The following is a 15,940-nucleotide window of genomic DNA, read 5'->3' on the forward strand; positions in this document are numbered from 1 at the left end:
TCTCACACTCTCTCTTGGGGACGGGCACGGCCGCCCGTGAGGACAGGGACGAAGAACACGGAGGGCTTTTGTGGGCCCTCGACAAAACCCTATGCCTGGGCTTCGGCGTCGGCCAGACGCCCCAGGATGAGCGCAATCCGCAGTGTGAAGGCGGATCGTACATCGGAAGGCGACCATCCGGTGACATCAGTCACACGTCGGAGCCGGTAGCGCACGGTGTTCGGGTGAACGAAGAGCATCCGGGCCGCGCCTTCCAGGCTGCTCGCCTGCTCCAGGTAGACACTCAGTGTTTCCAGCAGCGCCGACCCCGCCTCTTCCAGCGGTCTGTAGATCTCCTCCACCAGCTGTTCGCGGGCGCTCGGATCGCCCGCCATGGCACGCTCCGGCAGCAGATCGTCCGCCAGCACCGGCCGCGGCGCGTCCTGCCAGGCGGAACAGGCCTTCAGCCCGGCGGCGGCGGCCTGCGCGGACCGGGTGGCGGCCAGCAGATCCTGTACGACGGGCCCCGCGACCACGGGCCCGGCGGCGTACGGGCCGATCAGCGACTTGGCGACGGCGAGCGGATTGGCACTGCCGCCGGCGATGACGACCAGCCGGTCCCCGAGCACCCCCGTCAGCACCTGCAGCTTGGCGTGCCGGGCGGCCCGCCGGATGGCCTCCACGGTCAGCTCGCTGTCACCGTCGGGCGCGGTGCCGAGCACCACGCACACGTGCTCGGGCGAGTTCCAGCCCAGCGCGGCGGCCCGGCTGACGGCCCCCTCGTCGGCCTCCCCGCTCAGCACGGCGTTCACGACCAGCGACTCCAGCCGCGCGTCCCAGGCACCGCGTGCCTCGGCGGCCTGGGCGTACACCTGGGCGGTGGCGAAGGCGATCTCGCGGGCGTACACGAGCAGCGCCTCCCGCAGCACGCTCTCGTCTCCCGGCGCGGCCACCTCGTCGATGGCGCTCTCCATCACCTCGATCGTGGTGCGCACCATCTCCACGGTCTGCCGCAGCGTGATGGCGCGGGTCAGCTCGCGCGGTGCGGTCCCGAAGACGTCCGTGGAGATCGCCTGGGGCGCGTCCGGGTGCCGGAACCACTCGGTGAACGCCGCGATGCCCGCCTGGGCCACGAGCCCGATCCAGGAACGGTTCTCCGGGGGCATGGCCCGGTACCACGGCAGGGTCTCGTCCATGCGCGCGATGGCCTGCGCGGCGAGACTCCCCGAGGACTTCTCCAGCCGCTTCAGGGTCGCGGTGTGCTGGTGGGCGTCGGATGGTGAGGGACCGCTGCTGTGGGATTCGGGTTCGGGCACGGGGACAAGACTGCCTTATCGGGACGGGCCCGTGCGCCGCCGGGGTCGGCGCCGAGCTGCCCGGCGGGCCTCGGGCCGGGTCCGCGGTGCGGCCGCCGCGCGGTCTACGGTGGTGCCCGTGATGGACGTACGGCGCGCCGTGGAGCGCTACCGAGGCGGGGACCCCGAGGCCGGGATCGAGACCCGCCACGCCTTCTCCTTCGGCCCGCACTACGACCCGGACAATCTCCGCTTCGGCGCGGTGATCGCCTGCAACGAGGAGCGGCTCGCCCCCGGCGCCGGTTTCGACGAACACCCGCACAGCCACACCGAGATCCTCACCTGGGTGGTCGAGGGCGAGCTGACCCACCGTGACTCCACGGGCCGCGAGACCCGGGTCCGCGCCGGAGACGTCCAGCACCTCAGCGCGGCGGCGGGGGTGCGCCATGTGGAACGCAACGACGGCGAGCTGCCGCTGACCTTCCTCCAGATGTGGCTGGCCCCGCTGCGGCCCGGCGGTGAACCGTCGTACGACATCGTCCACGGGATCGCCGACGCGACGCCCTACGCGGTCCCGGCGGCCGGCGCGATGCTCCACGTCCGCCGCCTGGGCCCCGGCGAGCGTGCGGCACTCCCGGACGCGCCGCACCTCTACGTCCACGTGGTCCGCGGCGACGTGCACCTCTGCGGAGACCGGCTGGGTCCCGGAGACTCGGCCCGGATCACCGGGGCGGAGGGTATGGAGACGGTGGCGACGACACCCGCGGAACTGCTCCTGTGGGAGATGACCTGACCCCGTGAGCCGGCCGTCGCCCGCCTGCGGGTGAGCAGTGGCCGGTCGCGCAGTTCCCCGCGCCCCTTGCGGGGTGCTGCGGTCGTCGCCTACCTGCGGGTGGGTGGTGGCTGGTCGCGCAGTTCCCCGCGCCCCTTGCGGGACGCGGTCCGCCGTCCTCAGCCTGCGGGCCGTCGTGGGGCCGCGTAGTTGCCCGCGCCTCTGGTGGGGTGCGGTTCGCCGGCCCCAGCAGCCTGCGGGCAGTCGTGCCGCTGGGGCGGCACGGGTGGGCGCGGGCGGCACCCCGCAAGCGCGGGTGAGTGAATCCGGCCCCGGTTCGCCGCAGGAGGGGTCAGCCTCGTAGTTCCGTGAGCAGCGCGTCGGTGAACGGCGGCCACGCCTCCGTCGCCCAGGGCCCGAACGCCCGGTCCGCCAGGGCGACCGCCGCCAGCCCCGCGTCGGGATCGACCCACAGGAACGTGCCGGACTGCCCGAAATGACCGAACGTGCGAGGCGAGGACGCGCTGCCCGTCCAGTGCGGGGACTTGCCGTCCCGGATCTCGAAGCCAAGACCCCAGTCGTTCGGGTTCTGGTGGCCGTACCCCGGCAGCACCCCCTTCGTCCCCGGATACTGGACCGTCATCGCCTCCGCGACCGTCCGCGGATCCAGCAACCGCGGCAGCTGCACCTCCGCCGCGAACCGCAGCAGATCCGCCACCGTGGAGACCCCGTCCTTCGCCGGTGACCCCGCCAGCGACGTCGACGTCATGCCCAGCGGCTCCAGCACGGCCTGCCGCAGATACTCGGCGAACGGAATGTCCGTCGCCTTGGCGATGTGGTCCCCGAGCTGCTCGAACCCGGCGTTGGAGTACAGCCGCCGCTCCCCGGGCGGAGCCGTCACCCGGTGCTCGTCGAAAGCCAGCCCGGACGTGTGCGCGAGCAGGTGGCGGACGGTCGACCCGGGCGGACCGGCCGGCTCGTCCAGCTCGATCGCGCCCTCCTCGTACGCGACCAGTGCCGCGTAGGCCGCCAGCGGCTTGGTGACGGAGGCCAGCGGAAAGCGGTGCCCGACGGGGCCGTGCGTCCCGAGCACGGTCCCGTCGGCTCGTACGACACCCGCCGCGGCGGTGGGGACGGGCCAGTTCTCGATCAGCGCCAGACTCTGCAACGACATGCGCCCGAGCCTATGCGGCTCACAGCAGCAGCCGCATCGACGGGTCCGGATCGCGCCGGAAGCCGAGGGAGGCGTACAGCGGCTCGGCCTCCGGGGAGGCGTTGAGCAGCACGTGCCCGGCACCCCGCGCCCGGAACCAGGCCAGCAGCTCCTCCATGCACGCGCGCGCATACCCCCGCCGGCGGGCGTCGGGGTCGGTCGCGACGCAGAAGACGTACCCGACCCGCCCCTGCGGACTCCTGGCGTTCCCGATCCGGTAGTCCACCGACCCCGCCACCAGCGCGGCCAGCGTCCCCGGCCGGCCGGACCGTTCCACGACGAACGCGGTGAAGTCCCCGTTCTCCTCGGCGAGCCGATCCCGTAGCGTCGGCAGCGACTCCGCGTGCCACTCGGCCGGGCCGGCGCCCCCGCCGGCCCACAGGGAATCGATCATCACCTGGCGCAGTCGCAGTACTTCCGCGGCGTCCTCGGGCCGGGCCCGGCGTGCAACACTCATGCGCCGCACGGTAGTTGCCCAACTCCTGGACGTCCTGCGGTTTTCTTGCCGGACCGGCTTGCTTGGAGTGCACTCCAACGTCATAGCGTGGGGGCCATGACGGTGATGCAGACCACGCCAGCGGCCACCCAGCTCGCAACCCCCGCCGACATCTGCTCCGCCCCGCCCCGGCGCCATCCCCGGCCCGACGGGCAGGACCGCTACACGATCAGCGAGGTCGTCGCCTTCACCGGCCTGACCGCGCACACCCTGCGCTGGTACGAGCGGATCGGCCTGATGCCGCACGTCGACCGCTCGCACACCGGGCAGCGCCGCTACAGCAACCGGGACCTGGACTGGCTGGAGTTCGTGAACAAGCTCCGGCTGACCGGCATGCCGGTGGCGGACATGGTGCGGTACGCGGAACTCGTCAGGGAGGGCGAGCACACCTACGCCGAGCGGCGGGACCTGCTGGTGTCCACCCGCAGCGACGTCCTGGACCGGATCGCCGAACTGCAGGACACGCTCGCCGTGCTCGACCGGAAGATCAGCTTTTACGCGACGGAGGGGACCACTCGATGACCGACCTCAGGATTCCGACGGTACGGCTCGGCACACAGGGGCCGGAGGCCGGCGTCCAGGGACTCGGCTGCATGGGCATGAGCGCGGTGTACGGCCCCACCGACAAGGACCAGGCACGGGCGGCGCTGGACCGGGCCCTCGAACTCGGCGTCACCCTCTACGACACCGCCGACTTCTACGGCACGGGCGACAACGAGCGGTTCCTCGCCCCCTTCTTCCAGGCCCACCGCGACGAGATCGTCATCGCGACCAAGTTCGCACTGTCCTACGACCCGGCCGACCGGACCAAGCGGATCATCCGCAACGACCCGCCGTACATCCGTGACGCCGTCGAGGGCAGCCTGAAGCGGCTCGGCGTCGACGTGATCGACCTGTACTACATGCACCGCCGCGATGTGAACGTCCCCATCGAGGAGACCGTCGGGACGATGGCGGAGCTGGTCACCGAGGGCAAGGTCAAGCACCTCGGCCTCAGCGAGGTCACCGCCGAGGAGCTGCGCGCCGCCCACGCCGTGCACCCGATCGCGGCCGTGCAGTCGGAGTGGTCCCTGTTCAGCCGGGACATCGAGGCACGGGTCGTACCGGCCGCACGGGACCTGGGCGTCGCTCTCGTGCCGTACTCGCCGCTGGGCCGCGGCTTCCTCGCCGGCTCCTTCACCGATGCCGGCCGGGACCTCGCCGGCGACGACTTCCGCCGCCTCCAGCCCCGCTTCACCGGCGCCAACGCGACCGCCAACGCGGCCCTGCTGGAGCCGGTCCGCAAGATCGCCGAGGCGCACGGCGCCACGCCCGCCCAGATCGCGCTGGCCTGGGTCCAGCAGCGCGCGGCGGTCGACGGCCTGACGGTGGTCCCCATTCCGGGCACCCAGAAGCCGGGCCGGGTGGCGGAGAACGTGGCGGCGACCCGGATCGTGCTGACGGAGGAGGAGCTGGCCTCGCTGGAACCGATTGCGGCGAAGGTGGCGGGCGACCGCTACGCGGACATGACCTTCGCATCCGCAGGCAGGGAGTAGCGCAGCGCCCTGCCGGGCGCGGGGCTGTGCAGACCTGTGGCTCCGGCGTGTGGCCGCGGTCAGTCGCTCGCGATCCGCACGATCTGCGGCTCCGCCGCGTGGGCGCGGTCGCCCGTGGTCCGTAGCCGTCGGCGAACCGGACCGCGGCAGGCGCTACAGCTCGGCCAGCAACTCGGCTTTCTTGGAGGAGAATTCCTCGTCGGTCACCAGCCCGGCCTGATGCAGCTCCCCGAGATGCCGGATCCGCTCGGCGATGTCGGCGGGGTCACGCCGTGCCGGGGCCGGTGCCACGGGTACCGGCCCCCGCGAGCGCACGGCGGCGAGCACGGCCGCGGCGAACGGCAGGGACTCGTGCACCGGCCCGTACCCGAGGCCGAACACGACGGCCGCCGGATCCTGGTCCGGCTGCGTGGACCGGCCGGAGCCCGGGTCGCGGGGAAGCAGCCGCAGATGCCCCTCGAAGACCTCCGGTGAGCGCCACTCCACCCCGCTGAGGTCGGTGACCGCGAAGCTCTGGTCGCCGGCCTTCCACTTCGCCGAGGACGCGCCCGTCCACGACCAGCGGAACTGCACCGACGTACCGTCGAAGGACGCCTTCCCGTCGTACGCCTTGAACTGCAGCGGCACCTCGGGCGCCGCCACCAGGTGTCGCTCGGCGGGCCCGGACTCGGTCAGCAGGCCCTTCAGCTCGTCGGCGTAGTACTCGGCGAGGGTCTCCCGCTCGGCCGGCAGCACCAGCCGGTACGGGTCGGACCCCTCCTTCAGCTGGCCGTCGGCCGCCTCCATCAGCGGGTCGGCGCCGGGGCGGGGCCGAAGCCGCAGGACGACCGTGCCACGCTTGCCCGGGGCGAGGGTCACCTGTTCGATCGCGGACAGCGGGATCCGCCGTTCGCCGAGCGCCTGGAACAGCTTCGGTGATCGAATCCCCCGTTCGTAGCGGATGAGCACGGAGCCGGACTCGAACTCCCAGACGGCATGAAAACCCGCCAGTACGTCACCCATGCGGCTCATCGTATGCGGCACGTGCTCCTCCGTCGCCACCCGCGCAGACCGCACTTCCTGCTGTTTCTACGCGCGTCCGGCCGTCGTCGCGCCGGACAGACCGGACCGGCACGCATCGTTCTCCCGTGCGCACGTCACCGCCTCGTACGCGCCCACGCCGACGTCGGCGAGGTTGCGCAGGCTGTCCGTGCCCGGCAGGAAGTATCCGCTGTGGCCCTGGGCGTCCCGGGCCGACAGCACCCGCGCCCCGAACGACGAGGCCACCGGGTCCGCGCCGTGGCCGAGGCCGCCCAGTTCCAGGTACGGCACGTCCTGCACCCAGTCGGTGGCGTCGCGCATGGCCCACACCCGGGCCGTGGTGCCCAGGTGGGCGGCGCTGGCGGCGCGCATGCCGGGACTCGCGGCGACGGCTATGTCGGCGACCCGGCGCGGCATGCCCTGCGCGGCCACCCCGCAGACCACCGAGCCGTAGCTGTGGCAGAACACCGACACCGGGGCCCGGCCGGGCAGACCGCGTAGCAGCGCGTTCAGCCGTACGGCTCCCTCCTCGGCGCGCAGGCCGGTGGCCGCGTCCACGCCGAGCCCGTCGGGGGAGGTGTAGTCGGCCCAGGCGATCACGGCGGTGCGGGTCGCGGGGCTCGCCGCGCGCTCCGCCGCGTGCAGGGCCTTGGCCATGCCGACCGGGGCGCTGTACTTGCGGTTCGTCCGCTGGAAGGTCAGCAGGTCGGTGTCGACGCCGGGGACGACGACCGAGATCCGCTGTGCGGTGGTGAGGTTCCCGAACACCTCGGCGACCCGGCCCGAGCCCTCGGGGTCGAAGGCCAGGATCTTCCGGCCGGGGCTCAGCAGGTCCTCGTAGCGGTGCATCCTGCGGCCCGCGTCCTGCTGGCCCGCCGTGCTGAGCCGGCTGTCGTGCATGCGTTTGCGCTCGACCTTGCGGGCCTGACCCAGGGCGATGCGGTTGGCCTTGTAGCGCAGGGAGACGGGAGCGCCGTTCATGTTGCCGACCGCGAGCGGGTAGCGGCGGGCGAGGCGGTCGTGCTCCTGCGGCGTGAGGGAGGCGAAGAAGCGGGTGAGGCGGGCGGGGGAGGCCCCGGGGTCCGGCAGGTGGTGGCCGTGGATGCGGCCGTGCCCCCACTTGGCGAGCGAGGCCTGCAGTGCGGTCGACTCCCGGTGACTGCGCATGGCGGTCCAGCCGGTGGTCGCGAGCATCACGAACACCACGGCCAGCGCCAGCATTGCGCGCCACACGTTGAGTTGCGGGGAGGTGTCGAAGGAAGTCACTGGGAGGACACACTAGGAGAACGAGAGGGTCTCGCGGTAACCGAGTGACAGGTATCACGTTTCGGTGAGTGCTGGACCCGGTGCCGGTGTTCTGCCCAACGCTCTCAGGTGGCGCGCCAGTTCCCGGTGAGCGCCGAACCCACCTGATCGAGGTACGACGCGGTGAGCGTGCGGATCGACTCCAGGCTGAGGTCCTCGCTCGTCCACCAGTGCCGTTCGCAGACCCGCATCACCCCGCCGAACACGGCCACCGCCAGCCGCGGCCGTGCGTCCGTGTCCACGTCGACGCCCTCCCGCTCGGCCAGTACGCGCGCGAGGGTCTCCTCCGTCGCCGCCGAGCGGCGCAGATGCGCGGCGAGCAGCGCGGGCGTGGAGTCGATGGTGCGGTACATGCGCAGATACAGCTCGACGGGGACGGCCGACTCGACGGTCTCGCGGATCGCGTCCCAGCCCTCCAGGAACGCCTGCCGCAGCGCCTGCATCGGCGCCTCCTGCGGCGGACGCGCGCGTACGGCCGCGACGAAGGCTGCCTCCGTCGTCGCCTGGACCGCGAAGGCCACGTCCTCCTTGCCGGCGAAGTAGCGGAAGAAGGTGCGCTGCGAGACGTCGACGGCATCGGCGATCTCGTCGACGGTCGTCCGCTCGTACCCCTGGGTGGTGAACAGTTCCAGAGCGGCCCGCAGCAGTGCTTCCCGGGTACGCCGCTTCTTGCGCTCGCGCAGCGTCTCCATGACCTCTCCCCCGTGAACGTCCGGCCTGCTCAGCCTATCCGCCGATGCCATGTCAGTCACCGCCTAGTGAACTGGTTTGTCAATTGTCAGTGACTGTCACTAGCCTCGGAAGTATGACTAGTCAGACCACCATCGACGCCACGGGGCCGGGAGACAAAGCGCCGGCAGCCCCGTCGGAGCCGACCCCCGCCGCGGGGCTGCGCGGCCATCCGTGGCTCACACTGCTCACCGTCGCCGTAGGGGTCATGATGGTGGCCCTCGACGGCACCATCGTGGCCATCGCCAACCCGGCCATCGGCAGGGATCTGCATGCCAGCTGGGCCCAGCTGCAGTGGATCACCAACGCCTACTTCCTCGCCCTCGCGGTCTCCCTGATCACCGCGGGCAAGCTCGGTGACCGCTTCGGGCACCGGCAGACCTTCCTGATCGGCGTGACCGGCTTCGCCGCCGCCTCCGGCGCGATCGGCCTGTCGGACAGCATCGCCGCGGTCGTGACCTTCCGTGTCTTCCAGGGACTGTTCGGCGCGCTGCTGATGCCGGCCGCGCTCGGCCTGCTGCGGGCAACCTTCCCGGCCGAGAAGCTCAACATGGCGATCGGCATCTGGGGCATGGTGATCGGCGCGTCCACCGCGGGCGGCCCGATCCTCGGCGGTGTCCTCGTCCAGCACGTCAACTGGCAGTCGGTCTTCTTCATCAACGTGCCCGTCGGCGCCCTGGCCCTCGGACTGGGACTGCTGATCCTCCTCGACCACCGCGCCGAGAACGCCCCGCGCTCCTTCGACCTGCTCGGTATCGCGCTGCTCTCGGGCGCGATGTTCTGCCTGGTCTGGGCTCTGATCAAGGCCCCGGCGTGGGGCTGGGGCGACGGCAAGACGTGGCTGTTCATCGGTGCGTCGGTCGCCGGCTTCGCCCTGTTCTCCTTCTGGGAGACGCGGGTGAGGGAGCCGCTGATCCCCCTGGCGCTGTTCCGCTCGGTCCCGCTGTCCGCGGGCGTCGTCCTGATGGTCCTCATGGCCATCGCGTTCATGGGCGGACTGTTCTTCGTCACGTTCTACCTGCAGAACGTGCACGGCATGAGCCCGGTCGACGCGGGCCTGCACCTGCTGCCGCTCACCGGCATGATGATCGTCGGTTCGCCGCTGGCGGGCGCGATGATCACCAAGCTCGGCCCGCGGATCCCGCTGGCGGGCGGCATGGCCGCCACGGCGATCGCCATGTACGGCATGTCCACGCTGAAGGAGGACTCCGGCAGTGGGCTCATGTCCGTGTGGTTCGCCCTCCTCGGCCTGGGTCTCGCGCCGGTCATGGTCGGCGCCACGGAGGTCATCGTCGGCAACGCGCCGATGGAGCTGTCCGGCGTCGCCGGCGGTCTTCAGCAGGCGGCGATGCAGATCGGCGGCAGCCTCGGTACGGCCGTGCTGGGCGCGGTGATGGCCTCCAAGGTCGACAACACCCTCGGGGACAACTGGACGGGCGCGGGTCTGCCGGAGCTGACCCCGCAGCAGCTGCACCGGGCGGCCGAGGCCGTCCAGCAGGGTGTCGCTCCGGTACCGAAGGGCACGCCGGAACCGATCGCCGCGAAGATCACCGAGGTCGCCCACCACACGTTCGTCACCGGCATGAGCCTCGCCTCCCTCGTGGCGGCCGGCGTGGCGGCGGTCGCCGTCCTCGTCGCGCTGCTCACCAAGCGGGGCGCGAACGCCGAGGCGGGCGCGGGCGTGGGCCACATCTGACCCCGTTCCCACGCCTCTTGCCGGCGGAGTTCCCCTATCAGGGTGACTCCGCTAAAGATCCCTCGCACTCGGCACGCGCCGCAGGTCACAGTGGGTCAAGTCCTCCGCAGGGCATGGGAGGACGCCGGGCCGCGGCGCGCGCTGTCGGAGGGGGACAGCGCGCGCAGGCCTGCCCCGGCGGAATCGGGGTACCCGCACCGCGAAGCCGAACTGTCCACAGGTCTCAGGGAGTTGATGATGGCAGGCTTCGGGCACGGAACACGCGGGTACCCCCGGTCGCGTGGCCGGACGTGGCAACGGACCGGGCCGGACCGCGCGACGCTCGGGATCATCGGCGCCATCTGCGCGGTGGCCGGTTTCTTCGCGCTGGGGATCGTCCTCGGGCCCGTCGCGATGTTCTGCGGCTGGCAGTCGATGGGCCGCAAGTGGTCCGGCGAAGGCCATGTGCCGGCGCTGGTGGCCCTGATCCTGGGCGCCATCGACACCCTGCTGGCCGTCATCGCCCTGGCGGGCGCGGCCACGTGGGGCCACGGGATCCTCTAGCCGACGGCACCCCGTCGCCGCGATGCCTCGGCCGACGGCGCCTCGCCGTGGCGGCGGGGCGGTTCACCGGCGGCGGGAGCGCGGGGAGCCGGACGAGTGGCTCCCCGCGCCCCTTCGGGGTCCTGTGTCAGCCGGGTCACCTCGGCCCGCAGCAGCCGGACTTCCTCGGTCAGGGAGGCGATCGCCTCCGTCTGCCGCCGCTCCTCCACGTCGTCCTTCTCGAACCGCGAGATGAACCACGCGGCGATGTTCGCGGTGACGACACCCAGCAGCGCGATCCCGGACAGCATCAGCCCGACCGCGATCATCCGCCCGAGCCCGGTGGTCGGCGCGTGATCGCCGTACCCCACGGTCGTCATCGTCGTGAACGACCACCACACGGCGTCACCCAGCGTCCGGATGTTCCCGTGCGGTGACTCCCGCTCCACGGACAGCACCGCCAGCGAACCGAACATCAGCAGTCCGATCACGGCCCCGACGACATAGGTGGTCAGCCGGATCTGCGGAGCCATCCTGGCGCGCCGGCCCACCAGCATCAGCGTCGACACCAGCCGGAGCAGCCGCAGCGGTTGCAGGATGGGCAGCAGGACCGCGCACAGGTCCAGCCAGTGCCGCCGGACGAACTCCCGGCGGCGTGGGGCGAGCGCCAGCCGGACCAGGTAGTCGAGGGCGAACGCCCCCCACACCATCCACTCCACCGCCGTGCACAGGGCCGTCACCGAGTGACCGGCGGAGGCGTCCACGATCGGCACCGCGTACGCGACGGCGAAGGCCACCGCGAACGCCAACAGCGGCCGTTGGGTGTGCCGCTCCCACCGTGCCTGCGCCGACAGTTGCTCCATGACCGCAATCGTAAAGAACGAGTAAGGGCGGTGGAGACTCGAACTCCACCGCCCTCCAAGCGCCCGAAGAGGCGCGGGGCCGGGTTCGGCGCGCGGCTCCGCCGCGACGTCCTCGAGCGCCCTGAAGGAGCGCGGGGAACGGCGCCACCAGCCCTCACCGACCCGCAGATCCCCACGGCCCCGGCTCACGGGCCCGCGATTTCCCACGGCTCCGGCTCACCGGCCCACAGCATCACGCGGTCCCGGCTCACCGGCCCACAGCATCACGCAGTCCCAGCTCACCGGCCCGCGGTTGCCCACAGCCTTCCTCGGCCGAAGCCGAGCGCAGCGTCAGGCGTCAGGCGTCGCCGCCCGCCGCTCCCGGGTCCGCCGCCGAGACGTCCAGCAGCTGGTACCGGTCGATGGCCTGCTTCAGCACGGACCGGTCGACCTTGCCCTCGCGGGCCAGCTCGGTGAGCACCCCGAGCACGATCGACTGGGCGTCGATGTGGAAGAAGCGGCGCGCGGCGCCCCGGGTGTCGGCGAAGCCGAAACCGTCGGCCCCGAGCGACTGGTACGTGCCGGGCACCCAGCGCGCGATCTGGTCCGGAACCGATCGCATCCAGTCGGACACGGCCACGAACGGACCTTCGGACCCGCTGAGCCTGCGCGTCACGAACGGCACCCGCTGCTCCTCCTCCGGATGCAGCAGGTTGTACTCCTCGCAGGCCACGGCCTCGCGGCGCAGCTCGTTCCAGGAGGTCGCCGACCACACGTCCGCCCGGACGTCCCACTCCTCGGCGAGGATCCGCTGGGCCTCCAGCGCCCACGGCACGGCCACGCCGGACGCCATGATCTGCGCCGGGACCGAGCCGCCGGTGCCCTCGCTGAGCTTGTGGACGCCCTTGACGATGCCCTCGACGTCCACGTTCGCCGGCTCGGCCGGATGCTGGATGGGCTCGTTGTAGACGGTCAGGTAGTAGAAGACGTCCTCGCCGTGCGGGTGCTCGGGCGAGCTGCCGTACATGCGGCGCAGGCCGTCCTGCACGATGTGCGCGATCTCGTAGGCGTACGCCGGGTCGTACGCCACGCACGCCGGATTGGTGGACGCGAGCAGCTGGGAGTGGCCGTCCGCATGCTGCAGACCCTCGCCGGTCAGGGTCGTACGGCCGGCGGTCGCCCCCAGGACGAAACCGCGCGCCAACTGGTCGGCCATCTGCCAGAACTGGTCACCGGTGCGCTGGAAACCGAACATCGAGTAGAAGACGTACACCGGGATAAGCGGCTCGCCGTGGGTGGCGTACGCGGAGCCCGCCGCCATCAGCGAGGCCGTGCAGCCCGCCTCCGAGATGCCGTCGTGCAGCATCTGGCCGGTCGGCGACTCCTTGTAGGCGAGCAGCAGCTCGCGGTCGACCGACTCGTACTGCTGGCCCAGCGGGTTGTAGATCTTCGCACTCGGGAAGAACGAGTCCATGCCGAACGTGCGGTACTCGTCCGGTGCGATCAGTACGAAGCGCTTGCCGATCTCCTTGTCCCGCATGAGGTCCTTGAGGAGGCGCACAAAGGCCATGGTCGTTGCGATGGACTGCTGACCCGTGCCCTTCTTCACGGTCGCGTACGCAGAGTCGTCCGGCAGGGCGAGCGGCTGGGAGCGTACGACGCGGGTCGGGACGTAACCGCCGAGTCCCTTGCGGCGGTCGTGCATGTACTGGATCTCCTCCGAGTCCGGACCCGGGTGGTAGTACGGCGGCAGGCCGGACTCCAGCTCCTTGTCGGAGATCGGGAGGTGCAGACGGTCCCGGAAGCGCTTGAGGTCGTCGACCGTCAGCTTCTTCATCTGGTGGGTGGCGTTGCGGCCCTCGAAGTTCGGGCCCAGCGTCCAGCCCTTGATCGTCTTGGCCAGGATGACCGTCGGCTGGCCCTTGTGCTCCGTGGCCGCCTTGAACGCCGCGTAGATCTTGCGGTGGTCGTGACCGCCGCGGCCCAGGTGCAGGATCTGGTCGTCGGTCATGTTCTCGACCATCGCGCGCAGCCGGTGGTCGTCGCCGAAGAAGTGCCGGCGGATGTAGTCGCCGGACTCGGTGGCGTACGTCTGGAACTGGCCGTCCGGGGTCCGGTTCATCTTGTTCACGAGGATGCCGTCCCGGTCCTGCGCGAGCAGCGGGTCCCAGGTGCGGTCCCAGATCAGCTTGATCACGTTCCAGCCGGCGCCCCGGAAGACCGACTCCAACTCCTGGATGATCTTGCCGTTGCCGCGCACCGGGCCGTCCAGCCGCTGCAGGTTGCAGTTGACGACGAAGGTCAGGTTGTCCAGGCCCTCGCGGGCGGCCAGGGTGAGCTGACCGAGCGACTCCGGCTCGTCCATCTCGCCGTCGCCGAGGAACGCCCACACGTGCGACTTCGAGGTGTCGGCGATGCCGCGCGCCTGCATGTAGCGGTTCATGCGCGCCTGGTAGATGGCACCGAGCGGGCCGAGGCCCATGGAGACGGTGGGGAACTCCCAGAAGTCCGGCATCGAGCGCGGGTGCGGGTAGCTGGACAGGCCGTTCGGGTACTTCGACTTCTCCTGGCGGAAGCCGTCCAGCTGCTCCTCGGTGAGCCGGTCGAGCAGGTACGCGCGCGCGTAGATGCCGGGGGAGGCATGGCCCTGGAAGAAGACCTGGTCGCCGCCGTCGCCCTCGTCCTTGCCGCGGAAGAAGTGGTTGAAGCCGACGTCGTACAGGGACGCCGAGGAGGCGAAGGTGGCGATGTGGCCACCCACGCCGATGCCCGGGCGCTGGGCGCGTGAGACCATGACGGCCGCGTTCCAGCGGGTCGCGTTCAGGATCCTGCGCTCGATCTCCTCGTTGCCCGGGAAGAACGGCTCGGCCCGGGTGGGGATCGTGTTGACGTAGTCCGTGCTGCGCATCTCGGGCACGGCGACGCGCTTCTCGCGTGCCCGCTCGATCAGGCGCAGCATGAGATAGCGGGCCCGCTCCCGGCCACGCTCGTCGACGGCGGCGTCCAAGGAGTCGAGCCACTCCTGGGTCTCTTCGGGATCGAAGTCAGGAACCTGACTCGGAAGGCCGCCAATGATGATCGGATTGCGATCGGATCCGGAAGCCACGCTGTTCCTTACCTGTCAGAGGGCCAGTCTTTTGCACCTGCCTACACCGTTCCCCATCGTGTACCTCGGGAAGGCGTACGTCATCTCCACCGTCGTCCCCGCCGGTCAAAATGCAACGATACGCCCGAGGTGTGATGCGATAGGCAAAGTTGTTCGAGCTGCGCAAGGGAGAATGATTCCAAATTGCGCAAACCGGGCACACCAGTGTGATGTGGGTTCCGAGAAATCGGGATACGGTGCCAGGAGTTGCGACGACACGGCCGGGATCGTCACCGTTTCGACGGTCCCGACGGCCGGGTACTTGCGCGATCCGTCCCGCCCGTGTGGACTACGGCCAATGCTTCGCGTACGCGCGTGGCTGAGATATTCACCAAGACATGATCAGGAGGCAACCCGTGAGCGCGACCGCGGACCACGCGGAGGAGCGGACGAACCCTGCCGCCAGGCTGGGGTTCCAGCCCGGGCAGGTGGTCCAGGAGATCGGCTACGACGACGACGTCGATCAGGAGCTCCGCGAGGCCATTGAGGAAGCCGTCGAAGGCGACCTGATGGACGAGGACTACGACGACGTGGCCGACGCCGTTGTGCTGTGGTTCCGTGACGACGACGGTGACCTGACGGATGCGCTGGTGGATGCCACCACGTACATCGAAGAGGGCGGCACGATCCTGCTCCTCACGCCGAAGACCGGCCGTTCGGGGTACGTGGAGCCGAGCGACATCCAGGACGCCGCCACGACGGCCGGCCTGACCGCGTCCAAGAGCGTCAGCGTCGGCAAGGACTGGAGCGGCAGCCGGCTGGCGACGCCGAAGGCGGCCAAGTCCAAGAAGTGACCGTTGCGTCACCACCGGACGGGCCGCGAACCCGGCCCGTCCGGTACCTCCCGGTGATCGCTGCGTAGGGTGGACCCGAGCGTTTGCTGTGCTCTCACCCGAACAGCCCACCGAAGGGATGCACGACCATGGCGATCCAGGTCGGCGACAAGGCGCCGGACTTCGAGCTCAAGGACAACCACGGCCGGACCGTGAAGCTCTCGGACTTCCGCGGCGAGAAGAACGTCGTCCTGCTCTTCTACCCCTTCGCCTTCACCGGCGTGTGCACGGGCGAGCTGTGCGAGCTGCGTGACAACCTGCCGAAGTTCTCGGACCGCGACACCCAGCTGCTCGCCGTCTCCAACGACTCCATCCACACCCTGCGCGTCTTCGCCGAGCAGGAGGGGCTGGAGTACCCGCTGCTCAGCGACTTCTGGCCGCACGGCAACGTCTCGCGCGCGTACGGCGTCTTCGACGAGGACAAGGGCTGCGCCGTCCGGGGCACCTTCATCATCGACAAGGAAGGTGTCGTGCGGTGGACCGTGGTCAACGGCCTGCCGGACGCCCGTGACCTGAACGACTACGTGAAGGCGCTGGACACCCTGTGAGTTCCGGCGG

General features: G+C 70.8%; 15 protein-coding genes. 7 read left to right on the forward strand and 8 right to left on the reverse strand.

Features of this window, described 5'->3' with window-relative positions:
- Window positions 1-89: 89 nt before the first annotated feature.
- Window positions 90-1,295, reverse strand: a complete 1,206-nt coding sequence (locus tag ACZ4SF_RS03600) for a PucR family transcriptional regulator (protein WP_468377646.1) — start codon at window positions 1,293-1,295, stop codon at window positions 90-92.
- Window positions 1,296-1,416: 121 nt separating this feature from the next.
- Here ACZ4SF_RS03600 and ACZ4SF_RS03605 point away from each other — a divergent pair, with 121 nt between their 5' ends.
- A complete protein-coding gene (locus tag ACZ4SF_RS03605) occupies window positions 1,417-2,067 on the forward strand; it encodes a pirin family protein (protein WP_468378300.1) in 651 nt (216 codons plus the stop codon).
- Window positions 2,068-2,398: 331 nt separating this feature from the next.
- Here the strand turns inward: ACZ4SF_RS03605 and ACZ4SF_RS03610 are convergent, their stop codons facing one another.
- Together ACZ4SF_RS03610 and ACZ4SF_RS03615 are read right to left on the reverse strand one after the other, a co-directional pair.
- Window positions 2,399-3,220 (reverse strand): serine hydrolase domain-containing protein, encoded by an 822-nt coding sequence (locus ACZ4SF_RS03610; protein WP_468377648.1) that lies wholly within the window; start codon window positions 3,218-3,220, stop codon window positions 2,399-2,401.
- A 19-nt stretch (window positions 3,221-3,239) separates the two neighbouring features.
- Complete coding sequence (locus ACZ4SF_RS03615; protein ID WP_468377650.1) at window positions 3,240-3,716, reverse strand: GNAT family N-acetyltransferase; 477 nt, start codon at window positions 3,714-3,716, stop codon at window positions 3,240-3,242.
- A gap of 96 nt (window positions 3,717-3,812) precedes the next feature.
- Between ACZ4SF_RS03615 and ACZ4SF_RS03620 the strand changes: the two genes are divergently transcribed.
- Both ACZ4SF_RS03620 and ACZ4SF_RS03625 read left to right on the forward strand, forming a co-directional pair.
- Complete coding sequence (locus ACZ4SF_RS03620) at window positions 3,813-4,277, forward strand: MerR family transcriptional regulator (RefSeq protein WP_468377652.1); 465 nt, start codon at window positions 3,813-3,815, stop codon at window positions 4,275-4,277.
- Window positions 4,274-5,290 carry an aldo/keto reductase gene (locus ACZ4SF_RS03625; RefSeq protein ID WP_468377655.1) on the forward strand — a complete coding sequence of 339 codons (1,017 nt, stop codon included), beginning with the start codon at window positions 4,274-4,276 and terminating at the stop codon, window positions 5,288-5,290. Before ACZ4SF_RS03620 ends, ACZ4SF_RS03625 begins: the two co-directional genes overlap by 4 nt.
- 153 nt (window positions 5,291-5,443) lie before the next feature.
- Here ACZ4SF_RS03625 and ACZ4SF_RS03630 read toward each other — a convergent pair whose 3' ends face one another.
- The 3 genes from ACZ4SF_RS03630 to ACZ4SF_RS03640 all read right to left on the reverse strand — a co-directional run bounded on the left by ACZ4SF_RS03630 (window position 5,444) and on the right by ACZ4SF_RS03640 (window position 8,307).
- Window positions 5,444-6,292, reverse strand: a complete 849-nt coding sequence (locus tag ACZ4SF_RS03630; protein ID WP_468377658.1) for a DUF4429 domain-containing protein — start codon at window positions 6,290-6,292, stop codon at window positions 5,444-5,446.
- A 66-nt stretch (window positions 6,293-6,358) separates the two neighbouring features.
- Window positions 6,359-7,576: an alpha/beta hydrolase gene (locus ACZ4SF_RS03635; RefSeq protein ID WP_468377660.1), complete on the reverse strand. Its 1,218-nt coding sequence runs from the start codon at window positions 7,574-7,576 to the stop codon at window positions 6,359-6,361.
- Window positions 7,577-7,680: 104 nt separating this feature from the next.
- Window positions 7,681-8,307 (reverse strand): TetR family transcriptional regulator, encoded by a 627-nt coding sequence (locus tag ACZ4SF_RS03640; RefSeq protein WP_468377663.1) that lies wholly within the window; start codon window positions 8,305-8,307, stop codon window positions 7,681-7,683.
- 113 nt (window positions 8,308-8,420) lie between these two features.
- Here ACZ4SF_RS03640 and ACZ4SF_RS03645 point away from each other — a divergent pair, with 113 nt between their 5' ends.
- Window positions 8,421-10,040, forward strand: coding sequence for an MFS transporter (locus tag ACZ4SF_RS03645; RefSeq protein WP_468377666.1), 1,620 nt, complete (start codon window positions 8,421-8,423; stop codon window positions 10,038-10,040).
- 237 nt (window positions 10,041-10,277) lie between these two features.
- Complete coding sequence (locus ACZ4SF_RS03650; RefSeq protein ID WP_468377669.1) at window positions 10,278-10,583, forward strand: small hydrophobic protein; 306 nt, start codon at window positions 10,278-10,280, stop codon at window positions 10,581-10,583.
- Here the strand turns inward: ACZ4SF_RS03650 and ACZ4SF_RS03655 are convergent.
- Complete coding sequence (locus tag ACZ4SF_RS03655; RefSeq protein ID WP_468377672.1) at window positions 10,580-11,425, reverse strand: potassium channel family protein; 846 nt, start codon at window positions 11,423-11,425, stop codon at window positions 10,580-10,582. The genes ACZ4SF_RS03650 and ACZ4SF_RS03655 overlap by 4 nt on opposite strands.
- Window positions 11,426-11,762: 337 nt before the next feature.
- Complete coding sequence (gene aceE / locus ACZ4SF_RS03660; protein ID WP_468377674.1) at window positions 11,763-14,510, reverse strand: pyruvate dehydrogenase (acetyl-transferring), homodimeric type; 2,748 nt, start codon at window positions 14,508-14,510, stop codon at window positions 11,763-11,765.
- A gap of 395 nt (window positions 14,511-14,905) precedes the next feature.
- Between aceE and ACZ4SF_RS03665 the strand changes: the two genes are divergently transcribed.
- Together ACZ4SF_RS03665 and ACZ4SF_RS03670 are read left to right on the forward strand one after the other, a co-directional pair.
- Complete coding sequence (locus tag ACZ4SF_RS03665) at window positions 14,906-15,343, forward strand: DUF3052 domain-containing protein (RefSeq protein WP_468377677.1); 438 nt, start codon at window positions 14,906-14,908, stop codon at window positions 15,341-15,343.
- 128 nt (window positions 15,344-15,471) lie between these two features.
- Window positions 15,472-15,930 (forward strand): peroxiredoxin, encoded by a 459-nt coding sequence (locus tag ACZ4SF_RS03670; protein ID WP_468377680.1) that lies wholly within the window; start codon window positions 15,472-15,474, stop codon window positions 15,928-15,930.
- Window positions 15,931-15,940 lie beyond the last annotated feature (10 nt).

This window comes from Streptomyces sp. NPDC027663 (genome assembly GCF_055566415.1).

Excerpts from the sequence above, each read along its gene's own strand:
- ACZ4SF_RS03605 (WP_468378300.1), top strand. The coding sequence starts at position 1,417 with ATGGACGTACGGCGCGCCGTGGAGCGCTACCGAGGCGGGGACCCCGAG.
- ACZ4SF_RS03610 (WP_468377648.1), bottom strand. The coding sequence starts at position 3,220 with ATGTCGTTGCAGAGTCTGGCGCTGATCGAGAACTGGCCCGTCCCCACC.
- ACZ4SF_RS03615 (WP_468377650.1), bottom strand. The coding sequence starts at position 3,716 with ATGAGTGTTGCACGCCGGGCCCGGCCCGAGGACGCCGCGGAAGTACTG.
- ACZ4SF_RS03620 (WP_468377652.1), top strand. The coding sequence starts at position 3,813 with ATGACGGTGATGCAGACCACGCCAGCGGCCACCCAGCTCGCAACCCCC.
- ACZ4SF_RS03625 (WP_468377655.1), top strand. The coding sequence starts at position 4,274 with ATGACCGACCTCAGGATTCCGACGGTACGGCTCGGCACACAGGGGCCG.
- ACZ4SF_RS03630 (WP_468377658.1), bottom strand. The coding sequence starts at position 6,292 with ATGGGTGACGTACTGGCGGGTTTTCATGCCGTCTGGGAGTTCGAGTCC.
- ACZ4SF_RS03640 (WP_468377663.1), bottom strand. The coding sequence starts at position 8,307 with ATGGAGACGCTGCGCGAGCGCAAGAAGCGGCGTACCCGGGAAGCACTG.
- ACZ4SF_RS03645 (WP_468377666.1), top strand. The coding sequence starts at position 8,421 with ATGACTAGTCAGACCACCATCGACGCCACGGGGCCGGGAGACAAAGCG.
- ACZ4SF_RS03650 (WP_468377669.1), top strand. The coding sequence starts at position 10,278 with ATGGCAGGCTTCGGGCACGGAACACGCGGGTACCCCCGGTCGCGTGGC.
- ACZ4SF_RS03655 (WP_468377672.1), bottom strand. The coding sequence starts at position 11,425 with ATGGAGCAACTGTCGGCGCAGGCACGGTGGGAGCGGCACACCCAACGG.
- ACZ4SF_RS03670 (WP_468377680.1), top strand. The coding sequence starts at position 15,472 with ATGGCGATCCAGGTCGGCGACAAGGCGCCGGACTTCGAGCTCAAGGAC.